Origin of the sequence: Haemophilus sputorum HK 2154 (genome assembly GCF_000287615.1) — a bacterium.
GTDB lineage: Bacteria > Pseudomonadota > Gammaproteobacteria > Enterobacterales > Pasteurellaceae > Haemophilus_A > Haemophilus_A sputorum.
Window position 1 is genome coordinate 23,011 of sequence record NZ_ALJP01000021.1, and the last position, 14,177, is coordinate 37,187.

Consider the following 14,177-nt stretch of genomic DNA (forward strand, 5'->3'; position numbering starts at 1 on the left):
AAATCAAAAGGCTAATGTTAGGTTGTTTAACATTAGCCTTTCTTTATTTCTTACCTCTTACGACATTCTTCCATTCTCAATGCCAATCACCTGATCGCAAATCGCCATGGTAGATTGGCGATGACTCACGAGAATAATCAATTTTTCTGCCTTCACGTTCAACAAGGATTTCAAAATCATCGCTTCGTTTAAGCTATCCAAATTACTGGTCGGTTCATCGAGTAAAATAATCGGTGCGTTGTGTAGGAATGCACGAGCAATACCGATACGCTGTTTTTCACCATCAGAAAGGTTACCGCCCAATTCCGTCATTTTTGTTTGATAACCTTCTGGCAAGCTTAAAATGAAATCATGAATTGATGCTTTCTTCGCGGCTTCCATAATTTCATCTAACGTTGCGTCACGGCGGGCAAGGCGAATATTTTCCTCGATAGTTTCGTTGAAAATATAGGTTTGCTGAGTAATGTACGCCATATTGTCTCGCAAACTACGGGTGTTGATATTCGGTAAAGTTTCACCGTTAATTTTAATGCTACCCGATTTAGGATCGTAAAAACGCATCAGCAGTTTTAACAGGGTACTTTTACCGCTACCACTTCTGCCATGAATGCCTAAGATTTCTCCTTTTTTCACAGATAAGCTAACATCCGATAAAATTTGTTCTTCACCGTAGGCAAAGTTTAAGTTCTCAACATCAATGCGAGAAACCTCTTTCAAATCGACCGCACTTTCTACGTCTTTTAATTCGGGTTCTTCTGCTAGCAAGCTCAATACACGCTCACCTGAAGCCAAGGTTTGTAACAAGTTGCTTGAAAGGTTACTTAATGCAATAACCGGGCCATAGCTCGACATCAATAAAATCACGCCAATTAAAAAGGCAGAAAAATCAATCTTATCTAGACTAAACAAAATTAAGCCCGTGAATAACATAATGATGTTAAACGCTGATACCGCCACTTCAGTGTAAACGCGCACTTTCGCTTCTTGGTCTTTAATGCGCTCAAAGGCTGTATCGATTTTTTGGCTGCGTTGTTGAATTTCATTTAAACGTTGTTTCGCATAGCCGAAAAGTTGGATTTCTTTCATGCCTCGTACGCTATCAAGGAAGAAATCATTCATTTCGCCTACTAATTCACGATAGCGTCGGCCATCTTCACGCGCCAATTTGGTGGTGATAATGGGTAAAATCACGCCCACCGTTAAATAAGCGGCTAATGCCACAAGCACAAACCAACCTGAAAGATGCCCAAAGACTAATAATAAAATCGCAGAAGTAAAAAACGCGATCATAATCGGTGCAATGGTGTGCGCATAGAATACTTCGAGCAATTCGATATCATTAGTCACCAAGGACACTAATTGCCCCGCTTGCTTGTCTTGCAACTTCACAAAAGCCAAGCGGCGTAAAGAAGAAAACACTTTATCACGCAATAAGGCCAATAATTTAAAAGCAATGTAGTGCCCTGACATTTGCTCTAAATAACGCAACGCGCCACGAGCCACCGCTAACACGATAAGTGCGGTCAAAATTCCAGAAAAACTTAAATGGGTGTCAAAGTTTAATAAATTTACTAAACCCATCGCTCCAAGCACCATGATAAAGATAGCGGCAAGGAAACCGAGCGTTCCCATCGTGATGGTAAACGCCATGATATGCGCCAATGGAGTCACTAATTTCAATAAATGCCCCATCACAACAAAACCATTTTTACGCATTTGCCACCTCTCTAATTTGTTCTAAATCTTTTTGTTGTTGGAACATTTCAGCGTACGCACCTTGTTTTGCCATGAGGTCTTTATGCGTGCCTTGCTCAATCAATTTGCCTTGTTCAAGCACGTTAATGCAGTCTGCATTCACGGCATTGGCCAAGCGGTGAGAAATCATTACAATGGTTTTTTGTTGTTTAAATTGCTGAATGAACTGCAAAATAATTTCTTCGCTTTCTACATCAATGTTACTGGTCGCTTCATCAAAAATATAAAGCTTGGCATTGTGTAATAAAGCACGCGCTAAGGCTAAACGTTGGATTTGACCGCCAGATAAATTCGCGCCACGGCTTAATAACTGCATCTCTAATCCACCATTATCTCGAACGAATTGCGCCAAATTAACTTGTTCTAAACACGCATAAATTTGCTCATCTGTGGCATCAACTTTCGCCATCTTCATGTTTTCACGTAGCGTACCTTTAAACACATAACTGCTATGGCTCACCAAAGAGACTTTTTCATAAAACGAATGACGATCAATGGATTGAATTTCTTGACCATTGAATAGAATTTTGCCTTGTTGTGCTTTATTAAAGCCCATTAGCAATGAAACCAAAGTGGATTTACCACAACCACTTTTACCCACAAATACCGTAAGCTGATTTGGTAAGATGCTTAAATCCAAGCCAACAATCGCAGGCTTCTCTTCGCTGTAAGCAAAATGCAGATCTTGAATATCCACTTGAATAGCATTTTTCGCTGCAAAATCGACCGCTTGTGTTTGAGTTTCCACGGGCGTATCTAACAATGTGAAAATCTTATCTGATGCCGCTTTACCATTCATCGCTACATGGAAGAAAGAACCCAATAAACGAAGCGGAATAAAGAATTCAGAAGAAAGCAGAATAAATAAAATGACGCCTAATACGGTTAATTGATTGTCTTGGAATTGCAACAACGCCGTTAAAATCCCAATTGCCGCACCACCGTAAGCCAGTAAATCCATCAGCGATACTGAGTTAAGCTGCATGGTAAGCACTTTCATGGTAATTTTGCGGAAATGTTCTGCTTCTTCATCCATTGCTTTTGCTTTATAAGCATCATCTTGATAGATTTTCAGCGTAATTAAACCCTGTAGGTTATCTAAGAAACTGCTGCCTAATCCCACATAAATGGACCAATATTTTGCCAAGAGTTTTTTCGCAATTTTGTTCACTGCAATGATCGACATCGGAATCAACGGCACACAAATCAGCAAAATTACGGCTGTTTTAAAGCTGAAAAAGATCAGGAAAGCAAAGAGTGTGAGTGGAGCAAGCAAGCTATAAAAAAGCTGAGGCAAATAACGCCCGAAGTAGATTTCAAGCTGCTCCACACCTTCTGAGGCCACTTGGATAATGCTTGAAGTAGATTGTTGATTCACTTGGTTAAGCGGCATTGAAGCCAATTTGCGATAGATGAGGCTACGCAGCTCATGTTTGACTTTCGTACTGGCAAAATAAGAGGCCTGCACCGATTTTTTACCTGCAAAGGCACGCAACGCCAAAGCAGCAATTAAAACGATACCCAAAATGACCGCACTTATAGGGCCCAGTTCATTAAAATAAGCCGCCTGTAAAATATAAGAAAACACGACGGCACTAATAATCCCACCAATTAACGCCACCCAATTCCATAACACCGTGATGCCAATCCATTTTTTACTGTCGGCCACCGTGTTAATTAGGCGTTTATCTATCATCATAATGATTGCTCCTAACACTTTGATTTGCAGATATAGGTGATAAACCTATTAAGATCCATCTACGGGAAATAGATAAATTTCACAGAAAATTCTATCAAATAAGTTAGCGCTTATAAATAATGAGAATGATTTTTAATACTTAAGTGGTATTTAAAGCGATTTACATCAAGAAAAGAGCTTTAATGTATGTCTTTTGAGCTCTTGTCTATTGTACTTTTTGGAGGTATTGGAAAACAAAATCTTCATAAGATTGGCACTTATGAAGATTTTGGTGTTAATAGGAAAAATGGTATGGGCATTATTGTAAAACAATGCGATCACGATTTTTTTCAAGTGTGGCGTTTCCAATACCAGAAACTTCTTTGAGTTGTTCAACACTTTGAAATGCACCATGTTTGGTGCGATATTCTATAATGGCTTGCGCTTTTTTGGCGCCAATGCCAACTAGTTTATCTTGGATTTCTGCTGCACTGGCTGTATTGATGTTTAGTTGATTTGGATTAGCAGCAACAGTGCTAGGCGCTGTAGCAGGCTGCGTTACAGTTTGTGTAACAGGTGCGGTGTTTGGCATGGTTGCAGGGATGATTTGTTCCGCAAAAGCATGACTAGACATAATTAGCCCACTAAGTAAGCAAGTTTTGATAAAGTGTTGTGGTTTTTTCATGAGATTTCCTTCTGTGTTGAAAATGGCAACACAATACAAAGGGCAATATTTTTGCTCAAGCAGCAAAATTGGAATTTTCGAGCGAGATCGCAAAAATAGGCAAACAGGAGCCTTTTAAGGCTGAATTGGCAGAAATAAAGCGTTTTTGTCACAAATCAGAAAAAACAGACCGCTTGCAAATATAAATTTTCGTAAAAATCGTGCCGAAAAGGCGGAAATAATTTAGAATAAAGGTAATTTTTTTATCTTCTATCGGATCAAATTATGTCTCAGAATAATTTTCGTAAAGAGCCAACTTTTGGCGAACCTTCAAACAATACACAAACTCCAAACGTTTCAGCCGAAGCAGAAAATGTAAAACCTATTGCGCCTTCACTTCGTACGAACACTAGCCCAGGTCATACTTTTGTGCCACCGCTTAAACGTCCAGAAAACAACACAGAAGCGCCAAAAGCTGAAGAAGTAAAAAAAGCTGAAACCGCAAAACCAACAGGATTTACTTTCGAGCCTGTGGCAGAAAAAGCAGAGAAAACAGCTGGTGCAGCTGCACAAGCGGTTAAAAATGCTGAAGAATCTGCAAAAAGTGCGGTGCAAGAAGTGGCAAAAGCTGCAACAGCAGCGGCAGAGCGAGTGATTCCAAATGTTAATGCAGGTCAAAGTGCTCAAAAACCAGCTGCGACTCCATCAAAAGGTCGCCGTTTAGGTTTAGTTGCATTATTAGCCGCGATTCTTGGTGCAGTATTCTTCTGGTTAAAACCAAGCACGCCAGAAACGGTGGAAGAGTTGCAGCAACAACAAGGTGGCAACTTACCAATTGAATTCCGTCCAGTGGATGAAGCGGAAGCTCAACGTGCTGAGGCTCAAGCTAAAGCAGAACGTGAAGCAGCTGAGAAAGCACAACAACAAGCGCAACAACCTGCTCAAAGTGAAACGACAGCTGCGACTCAACCAACTGAGCAAGTTCAAACGCAAGCAACGCCACCGGCAACAATTGGTCAAACACCAGCTGTGGAAACGCCGATTCAGCCAACAACACCAAATGCGGTAAACACTACTACTGAGCCAACGCAAACAGCGGCAAATACTGGATTACCAACACCACCAGTTAAGGTAGAAACACAAAAACCAAAAACACAAGGTAGTGTAATTCATCAATCTGAGCATAAAGCAACGCAAAAACAACCGCCTGTAAAAGCCATGACAGCGGCTGAATTTAATGAGAAAAAAGCGAAAAATGCACAGATGGATCAGTTAGTGAAGAATGTAGAATCAGGTAAACCTGTTCCAAAAACAGCTACTGCACCAGCAACACAAAAACATGCAGAGAAAGCTGCAACAACAGCTGCATCTGCACCAGTGGCTTCAACCAATAATGCGGCAGTTTCTAGCAAAACGATGACGGTACCGAAAAGTACTTCTTTAATGCAGGTATTCCGCGATAATAAACTGAACATCTCTGATGTGAATGCGATGAGCAAAGCAAATGGCATCGTGAGCAAATTAAAAGAGAATGAAAAAGTCACGGTTCGTTTAGATAAAAACAATCGTGTTGTAGAAATGAGTATTGGCTCAGGCGGTAAATTTACTCGTCAAGCTGATGGTTCTTACACCTTTAAATAATCCTTTTTGCTAAACGCAACGCCATGCGCGTTGCGTTTTTTTATCCTAGGAGTGTATATGACATTTATTGCCAAAAAGCCCCTTCAAATTATGATGCTTTCTTTAAGCATTGGTTTAGTTTCTGCATGTGCAAAGATTGAGCCATCTCCAGTTGAGCAAGTCCAAAAAGCCAACAAAGTCAAAGCTAAAAATAGCGCACAAGCTACAAAAGTCAGTAAAGCTAAAGCACAAACGGAAAGCCGTTTTGTTTGCCAGAATGATCGGCAAGTGCGCGTAGCGTATTTGAAAAAACAAAATGGTCGTAACGTTAAAAGCAATCGTGTAACCGTAAGTTACAACGGTATTTCTCACACACTTTCTCAAACAGTGACGAAAAATGGCAAGAAATATAGCAATATGCGCTGGACATGGTGGGAACCTCGCAATGGTAAAGCAACATTGATTGAGAATCCGCAAAAACCGTTGGCAGAAAATTGTACTAAAAAGAAATAGAATTAAAGCATGAATATTCTAGTGATTAGCCCTTCTTGGGTGGGCGATATGATGATGTCTAACGCCCTTTATCAGCAACTCAAAACAAATTATCCTGATTGCGAAATTGATGTGATGGCACCTGATTGGTGCCGTCCATTATTAGCAAGAATGCCACAGGTAAGAAATGCTATTTCCATGCCAATTGGGCATGGTGCTTTTCGTCTTGCTGAACGTTATCGATTAGGGAAGGCGTTACGCAATCAATACGACTTGGCAATCGTGTTACCCAATTCGTTAAAATCCGCGCTGATTCCTTTTTTTGCGAAAATTCCAAAGCGCCGTGGTTGGAAAGGCGAAAGTCGTTATGGCTTATTAAATGATTTGCGCACCAATAAAAATGACTATCCAATGATGGTGCAACGCTACGTTGCCTTAGCTTTTGAAAAAGGGCAAGTGCCGAGCGCTGAGAATTTGCAGATTGCTTTTCCTTATTTGCAAACGCAAGCGGTCGAAATTGCGGCAACCAAAGCAAAATTTGAAACGGCGCTTAAACAAACCGAAAACCGCGCAGTAATTGGTTTCTGTCCTGGTGCAGAATTTGGCCCTGCAAAGCGCTGGCCGCATTATCATTATGCAAAATTAGCAGAAATGTTAATTGAAAAAGGTTATGCAATTTATCTATTTGGATCGAAAAAAGACCAAGAAGTTGGAGAGCAAATTCGTCAAAGCATGCCGGAATCATTACAACCCTATTGCTTGAATTTGGCGGGGCTAACTGATTTAAACCAAGCGGTTGATTTAATTGCAGAGTGCACCGCAGTAGTTAGCAATGATAGCGGATTGATGCATATTGCCGCAGCGCTGAATAAACCTTTGGTTGCTTTATATGGCCCAACTAGCCCAACTTATACGCCACCGCTTTCATCAAATGCTCAAGTCATTCGTCTAATTGAAGGTGGCTTAATTAAAATCCGAAAAGGTGAAGGTGCGGAAGGTTATCATCAAAGCATGATAGACATTACGCCGGATAGCGTGTTAGCTGCGCTTAAAAATTTTGGCATCAATTAAATTTGGGTATATAGACTCGAGTCAAGCGGTTAAATTTTGCAAATTTTTTACAGATTTAGCCCGCTTGTTGGAGCGGAAATATGCAAAAAATAATGGAAGTCAGCTTTTTAGCAAATAAACAAAACGAGTATCGACTTTATAGAAAAATTGTAAAAGGCAATTTGTGGAAACGCCCTGAATACCGCATATTTATCATTTTTGAGTTTTGTGTGGCGTTCATTACTGGCCTGTTTTTGGGCTTTGCCTATTTATATTTTAAAAATGTCTATTGTTTCCTTGATCATTATGGGTTTGATGAACTTCAAGATTTTGAAATTGCCATTTGGTTGACGATGATTGGGTTGATTATGCATGCAGTATATACAAACCGCATTCGTCCATACCTTAGTAATCGTGCTTGGTTTCGGATTTCATTTCAAGCTGATAAGGAACATCGTTACACTTGTGCCCTTTTAGAAAAGGGTATTTTGCTTCAGTTTGATGAAGAAAATTATTCAATCACGAGTTATTCTCAGCTTAATAAAGTGATAAGCATGAGTGAACACTTGATTATTATCACAAATTCCTTCAAAATGTTTATTATTCCTAATCATGCATTTGAATCAGTAGAGCAATGTCAGCGTTTTCAAGATTATTTAACCAATAAAGTGAATGAAAGTACTCATAGTTAAAACCTCTTCCATGGGGGATATTATTCATACTTTGCCAGCTTTAACTGATGCACAAAAGGTAATTCCTCATATTCAGTTTGATTGGGTTGTAGAAGAAAATTTTACAGAAATTCCACATTGGCATTCAGCGGTAAACAAGGTTATCCCTGTTGCAATTCGCCGTTGGCGGAAGAATCTTTTCTCATGGCAAACATGGCGAGAGTGGCAGGCATATTTAACCTTATTGCGGGCGGAAAAATACGATGCGGTGATTGATGCACAAGGCTTGATTAAAAGTGCGGTGTTAGTCACAAAGCAAGCAAACGGTGTGAAGTATGGTTACGATAAATATTCTGCACGAGAAGGCTTGAGCAGTTGGTTTTACGATAAAACATTCAATATTTCTTATCAACAACATGCCGTCGCGCGGATTCGTCAGCTTTTTGCCAAGGCGCTAGATTATACCTTGCCTGAAGAAATAGGCGATTATGGCATCGTCCAACATTTTGCAAAAAATAGAGAAAATTCGACCGCTTATGTGGTGATGATTCATGCTACTACGCGTGCTGATAAGCATTGGCCTGAAACACATTGGGCGGATTTAATTCGGTCAACAACCGCGTTAGGTTTGCGGGTGCATTTACCTTGGGGAAATGAGCAAGAAAAGGCGAGAGCAGAACGCTTGGCAAAATTATCTGCAGATGTTGTGGTGTTGCCGAAAATGTCGTTGACTGAGTTGGCGTTGGAAATTGCAAATGCAAAAGCAGTCGTATCAGTTGATACAGGATTAAGTCATTTAACCGCAGCATTGGATAAACCGAATATTATTTTATACGGCGCAACTGACCCGAAACTAATAGGGGCGTATGGTAAGAATCAGCATTATTTAACCGGAAATAATATGGAAAGCATTTTACCGTATCGCGTTTGGCAAGGTTTGGAAGCTTTATTTGAATAAAATAAAAATGGGGATATTTGTTGATGACTTGCAAAACATTAATCTCTTTTTCCCTTCTTGAGTAAATCACACTTAAAATTATAAGGAAATCGTTTTATGAAAAAACTATCGCTAATTGCTGTTCTTAGCCTTTCTCTAACCGCCTGTGCAAAACTCGCAATGCCAACTTTAACCAATACTGCAAGCCCTATTGCTCAAGTTTCTGCGAATTTGAGTGATAAAGAATTCGGTGAGCATATTCTAAAAGAAGTTTACCCTAATGCAGTCTATGATAAAAAAGAGGGTTTATGGAAAGTTGTTTCAGGGGATATTGAGCATTATGTTGATTATGATTTGAAAGATATTCAAACTAGCAACGGCGAAAAACGTTATTTAGCGCTGAACTATAGCTTAAGTTTATCGAGAATTTTTAATGAAGAATTGCGTTTATATACTTTCAAAAAATCATTAAATGGTTGGGAGTTAGAAAATCAAGAGTATATTGATGGCGATGTTGATGCATTAAATAAACACCCATTATTTAAAGATGAAGACAAGTATCTTGGTAACGCGAAGGTGGTTCAGCTCGGAAAAGAAGCACTAGGTTTCCAATTATATTTTGCTGATGGTGGCAGTGGCGGTATGAATAGCGATATCCGTTGGATCTACGTTGTTGACAATAAAATGAAAGCCATTACGGGTTGCTATTCGGAAGAATGGCGTTGGAATCCAATGTCTGTTGAGTGTAAACCGAAAATTCGTTCAAATCTTAAATCGATAGATGGTTTTTATCCAATAGAACTCAATTATAAGATTACAAAACATACTGTTGGCGATAATAGTTTAAGTGGTGCTGAACAATGGAATGCTAGAAAAAAAATAGGGGCTCATAGTGGTGTAGTACGAGTAGATTTTAATCACCAAACACAAGCCTATGAATTACCTACTGATTTTAAAGAGATTAGTTATGATCACGATAAACTATGGCAGTACTTTAATAGCGCAACCACCTCTAAAAAAAGTAAGTAATCATCAATAGATAAGAGAAATTTATGATAAAGAGGGAAATCTTTTGTCTAGGCTATCAGCTATTCAGATAGATATTATGGTGGACTGAAGGTAAGTGATAGTCATGAACAAGCTGCGCTATGCTTGACATTTGATCGTAATCCCTCTAGAATTTAGCGTCCTTTCAAATTCGAAAGGACGTTTTTTAATTTTATTTTTAATAATTTTAACTGGAGCTTTTAAATGGCAACTATCAACCAATTAGTACGCAAACCGCGTGTGAAAAAGGTTGTAAAAAGCAACGTTCCTGCATTAGAGGCTTGCCCGCAGAAACGTGGCGTGTGTACTCGTGTATACACTACTACACCTAAAAAACCAAACTCTGCATTACGTAAAGTTTGCCGTATTCGTTTAACTAACGGTTTTGAAGTAACTTCATACATCGGTGGTGAAGGTCACAACCTTCAAGAGCACAGTGTTGTGTTAATCCGTGGTGGTCGTGTTAAAGACTTACCGGGTGTGCGTTACCACACTGTACGCGGCGCATTAGACTGTGCAGGCGTTAAAGACCGTAAACAAGGTCGTTCTAAATACGGCGTTAAACGTCCTAAAGCTTAATGGAACTCCGTTAAGTAAGGCCAAACGTCTAAATTTTTAAATTTATACCATAAACTCCAGTCAATCGTGCTTAGCACCATAGATGAGTTTTGGAATATCCTGAATATATATAAACGGAGTATTTACAATGCCACGTCGTCGTCGTATTGAACCTCGCAAAATTCTTCCAGATCCAAAGTTCGGTTCTGAATTACTTGCAAAATTCATCAACGTTTTAATGGTTGATGGTAAAAAATCTACAGCAGAAGCTATCGTTTACGGTGCTTTAGAAACCTTATCACAACGTACAGGCAAAGATGCTTTAGAAGCTTTTGATGCTGCACTTGAAAATGTACGTCCAACTGTTGAAGTTAAATCACGCCGTGTGGGTGGTTCAACTTACCAAGTGCCAGTTGAAGTACGTCCAACTCGTCGTAATGCATTAGCAATGCGTTGGGTTATCGAAGCAGCTCGTAAACGTGGTGATAAATCAATGGCATTACGTTTAGCAAACGAATTAACTGACGCAGCTGACAACAAAGGTTCAGCAGTGAAAAAACGTGAAGACGTTCACCGTATGGCTGAAGCGAACAAAGCATTCGCACACTTCCGTTGGTAATCGTTGCTTTAAAGCAAAATTATTAGGCTTCATCTCTGATTTTTTAGGTGAAGCCTTCCCCATATTAAGAATTTAAACCCAAACAAGGTAATAAGTAAAAATGGCTCGTGTAACTCCTATTGAGCGCTATCGTAATATCGGTATCAGTGCTCATATCGACGCAGGTAAAACAACTACCTCTGAGCGTATTCTTTTCTATACAGGTGTAAGTCACAAAATCGGTGAAGTTCACGATGGTGCTGCAACCATGGACTGGATGGAACAAGAACAAGAACGTGGTATTACCATCACCTCTGCTGCAACAACAGCATTCTGGTCTGGTATGTCACAACAATATCCACAACATCGTATCAACGTTATCGATACTCCGGGACACGTTGACTTCACAATCGAAGTTGAACGTTCAATGCGTGTTCTTGATGGTGCGGTAATGGTTTACTGTGCAGTAGGTGGTGTTCAACCTCAATCAGAAACTGTGTGGCGTCAAGCAAACAAATATCAAGTTCCACGTATTGCATTTGTAAACAAAATGGACCGTACTGGTGCGAACTTCTTACGTGTTGTTGAACAAATCAAAACTCGTTTAGGTGGTAACTCAGTTCCTCTTCAACTTCCAATTGGTTCAGAAGAAAACTTCAAAGGTGTGGTTGACTTAATCAAAATGAAAGCAATCAACTGGAACGAAGCTGACCAAGGTATGACATTCACATACGAAGATATCCCAGCAGATATGTTAGAAGCGTGTGAAGAATGGCGTAATAACCTTGTTGAAGCAGCAGCTGAAGCATCTGAAGAGTTAATGGACAAATTCTTCTCTGGTGAAGAGTTAACTGAAGAAGAAATCAAAACAGCGTTACGTCAACGTGTATTAGCAGGTGAAGTAATTCCAGTTTGCTGTGGTTCTGCATTTAAAAACAAAGGTGTTCAAGCAATGCTTGATGCGGTAATTGATTACTTACCAGCACCAACAGATATCCCAGCAATTAAAGGTATCAATGAAGATGACACTGAAGGTGAGCGTCACGCAAGCGATGATGAGCCATTTGCTTCATTAGCATTCAAAATTGCAACTGACCCATTCGTAGGTAATTTAACCTTCTTCCGTGTGTATTCAGGTGTAATTAACTCTGGTGATACTGTTTACAACTCAGTTAAACAAAAACGTGAACGTTTTGGTCGTATCGTACAGATGCACGCTAACAAACGTGAAGAAATCAAAGAAGTTCGTGCGGGCGATATCGCTGCAGCAATCGGCTTAAAAGATGTAGGTACTGGTGACACATTATGTGCGTTAGATGCGCCAATCATTCTTGAGCGTATGGAATTCCCAGAGCCGGTAATCTCTGTTGCGGTAGAACCAAAAACTAAAGCAGACCAAGAAAAAATGGGCTTAGCATTAGGTCGTTTAGCACAAGAAGACCCTTCATTCCGTGTTCACACTGATGAAGAATCGGGTGAAACCATTATCTCTGGTATGGGTGAGTTACACTTAGACATCATCGTTGACCGTATGAAACGTGAGTTTAAAGTGGAAGCAAACATTGGTAAACCACAAGTATCTTACCGTGAAACTATCCGTACTCGTGTTAACGATGTGGAAGGTAAACACGCAAAACAATCTGGTGGTCGCGGTCAATATGGTCACGTTGTAATCGACTTATACCCATTAGACCCAGAAGGTCCTGGTTACGAGTTCGTGAACGAAATCAAAGGTGGTGTAATCCCTGGCGAATACATCCCAGCAGTTGATAAAGGTATCCAAGAACAACTTAAATCTGGTCCATTAGCTGGTTACCCAGTAGAAGACATTGGTGTGCGTTTACACTTCGGTTCATACCACGATGTTGACTCATCTGAATTAGCGTTCAAACTCGCAGCGTCATTAGCGTTTAAAGCGGCGTTTGCAAAAGCTAACCCAGTATTACTTGAGCCAATCATGAAAGTTGAAGTGGAAACTCCACCAGACTACGTTGGTGATGTAATTGGTGACTTAAGTCGTCGTCGTGCGATGGTAAATGGTCAAGAAGCAACAGAATTCGTTGTTAAGATCAATGCTGAAGTTCCATTATCAGAAATGTTTGGTTATGCAACAGACTTACGTTCACAAACTCAAGGTCGTGCATCATACTCAATGGAACCATTAAAATATGCTGAAGCACCGAAAAACGTTGCTGATGCAATCATTGAAGCGCGTAAAGCGAAATAATCATTTTTAACTTGAGCCATAGCAATAGGGCTATGGCTCCTTTTTAGGAAGCTATCAAAGTGTCTAAAGAAAAATTTGAACGTACAAAACCCCATGTAAACGTGGGTACAATCGGTCACGTTGACCATGGTAAAACAACTTTAACAGCTGCAATTACAACTGTATTAGCAAAACACTACGGTGGTTCAGCGCGTGCATTCGACCAAATCGATAACGCACCAGAAGAGAAAGCTCGTGGTATCACCATCAACACTTCACACGTTGAGTACGATACTCCAACCCGTCACTACGCACACGTTGACTGCCCAGGACACGCGGACTATGTTAAAAACATGATTACCGGTGCGGCACAAATGGACGGCGCAATCTTAGTAGTAGCAGCGACAGATGGTCCAATGCCACAAACTCGTGAGCACATCTTATTAGGTCGCCAAGTAGGTGTACCTTACATCATCGTATTCTTAAACAAATGCGACATGGTAGATGACGAAGAGTTATTAGAATTAGTTGAGATGGAAGTTCGTGAACTTCTTTCACAATATGACTTCCCAGGTGACGATACACCAATCGTACGTGGTTCTGCATTACAAGCATTAAACGGTGTTGCAGAATGGGAAGAAAAAATCCTAGAATTAGCAAACCACTTAGATACTTACATTCCAGAGCCAGAGCGTGCGATTGATAAACCATTCTTATTACCAATCGAAGACGTATTCTCAATTTCTGGTCGTGGTACAGTAGTAACAGGTCGTGTTGAGCGTGGTATCATCCGTACTGGTGATGAAGTTGAAATCGTAGGTATCAAAGATACAGCGAAAACAACAGTAACTGGTGTAGAGATGTTCCGTAAATTATTAGACGAAGGTCGTGCGGGTGAGAA

At 40.1% G+C, this 14,177-nt stretch carries 13 protein-coding genes; 10 read left to right on the forward strand and 3 right to left on the reverse strand.

Features of this window, described 5'->3' with window-relative positions; translation table 11 throughout:
* Positions 1-57: 57 nt before the first annotated feature.
* The 3 genes from HMPREF1128_RS08870 to HMPREF1128_RS08880 form a co-directional block, all read right to left on the reverse strand.
* Positions 58-1,716, reverse strand: a complete 1,659-nt coding sequence (locus HMPREF1128_RS08870; protein WP_007526563.1) for an ABC transporter ATP-binding protein — start codon at positions 1,714-1,716, stop codon at positions 58-60.
* On the reverse strand, positions 1,709-3,454 hold the full coding sequence (locus HMPREF1128_RS08875; protein WP_007526542.1) for an ABC transporter ATP-binding protein/permease: 1,746 nt from the start codon (positions 3,452-3,454) through the stop codon (positions 1,709-1,711). Before HMPREF1128_RS08875 ends, HMPREF1128_RS08870 begins: the two co-directional genes overlap by 8 nt.
* 298 nt (positions 3,455-3,752) lie before the next feature.
* Positions 3,753-4,118 carry a ComEA family DNA-binding protein gene (locus HMPREF1128_RS08880; protein ID WP_007526568.1) on the reverse strand — a complete coding sequence of 122 codons (366 nt, stop codon included), beginning with the start codon at positions 4,116-4,118 and terminating at the stop codon, positions 3,753-3,755.
* 264 nt (positions 4,119-4,382) lie between these two features.
* Between HMPREF1128_RS08880 and HMPREF1128_RS08885 the strand changes: the two genes are divergently transcribed.
* From HMPREF1128_RS08885 to tuf, 10 genes are all read left to right on the forward strand, one after another.
* Entirely contained in the window at positions 4,383-5,738 is a 1,356-nt protein-coding gene (locus tag HMPREF1128_RS08885) for a LysM-like peptidoglycan-binding domain-containing protein (RefSeq protein WP_007526565.1), read from the forward strand.
* 57 nt (positions 5,739-5,795) lie between these two features.
* Complete coding sequence (locus HMPREF1128_RS08890; protein ID WP_007526553.1) at positions 5,796-6,230, forward strand: MliC family protein; 435 nt, start codon at positions 5,796-5,798, stop codon at positions 6,228-6,230.
* A gap of 9 nt (positions 6,231-6,239) precedes the next feature.
* Positions 6,240-7,280, forward strand: a complete 1,041-nt coding sequence (waaF, locus tag HMPREF1128_RS08895) for a lipopolysaccharide heptosyltransferase II (protein WP_007526557.1) — start codon at positions 6,240-6,242, stop codon at positions 7,278-7,280.
* A gap of 80 nt (positions 7,281-7,360) precedes the next feature.
* The gene (locus tag HMPREF1128_RS08900) at positions 7,361-7,951 is read left to right on the forward strand and encodes a YcxB family protein (RefSeq protein WP_007526561.1); all 591 of its coding nucleotides are present in this window, start codon (positions 7,361-7,363) and stop codon (positions 7,949-7,951) included.
* Positions 7,932-8,888: a lipopolysaccharide heptosyltransferase RfaC gene (rfaC, locus tag HMPREF1128_RS08905; protein WP_029495130.1), complete on the forward strand. Its 957-nt coding sequence runs from the start codon at positions 7,932-7,934 to the stop codon at positions 8,886-8,888. The genes HMPREF1128_RS08900 and rfaC overlap by 20 nt, the downstream gene beginning before the upstream one ends.
* A gap of 96 nt (positions 8,889-8,984) precedes the next feature.
* Positions 8,985-9,896 (forward strand): hypothetical protein, encoded by a 912-nt coding sequence (locus HMPREF1128_RS08910; RefSeq protein WP_007526549.1) that lies wholly within the window; start codon positions 8,985-8,987, stop codon positions 9,894-9,896.
* 222 nt (positions 9,897-10,118) lie between these two features.
* A complete protein-coding gene (gene rpsL / locus HMPREF1128_RS08915; protein WP_005543325.1) occupies positions 10,119-10,493 on the forward strand; it encodes a 30S ribosomal protein S12 in 375 nt (124 codons plus the stop codon).
* Between the two features lie 127 nt (positions 10,494-10,620).
* Positions 10,621-11,091, forward strand: coding sequence for a 30S ribosomal protein S7 (gene rpsG, locus HMPREF1128_RS08920; protein WP_007526570.1), 471 nt, complete (start codon positions 10,621-10,623; stop codon positions 11,089-11,091).
* A gap of 100 nt (positions 11,092-11,191) precedes the next feature.
* Positions 11,192-13,297 (forward strand): elongation factor G, encoded by a 2,106-nt coding sequence (gene fusA, locus HMPREF1128_RS08925; RefSeq protein ID WP_007526532.1) that lies wholly within the window; start codon positions 11,192-11,194, stop codon positions 13,295-13,297.
* A 59-nt stretch (positions 13,298-13,356) separates the two neighbouring features.
* Positions 13,357-14,177, forward strand: an 821-nt coding sequence (tuf, locus tag HMPREF1128_RS08930; RefSeq protein WP_007526476.1) for an elongation factor Tu, incomplete at its 3' end; no start/stop codon positions are given.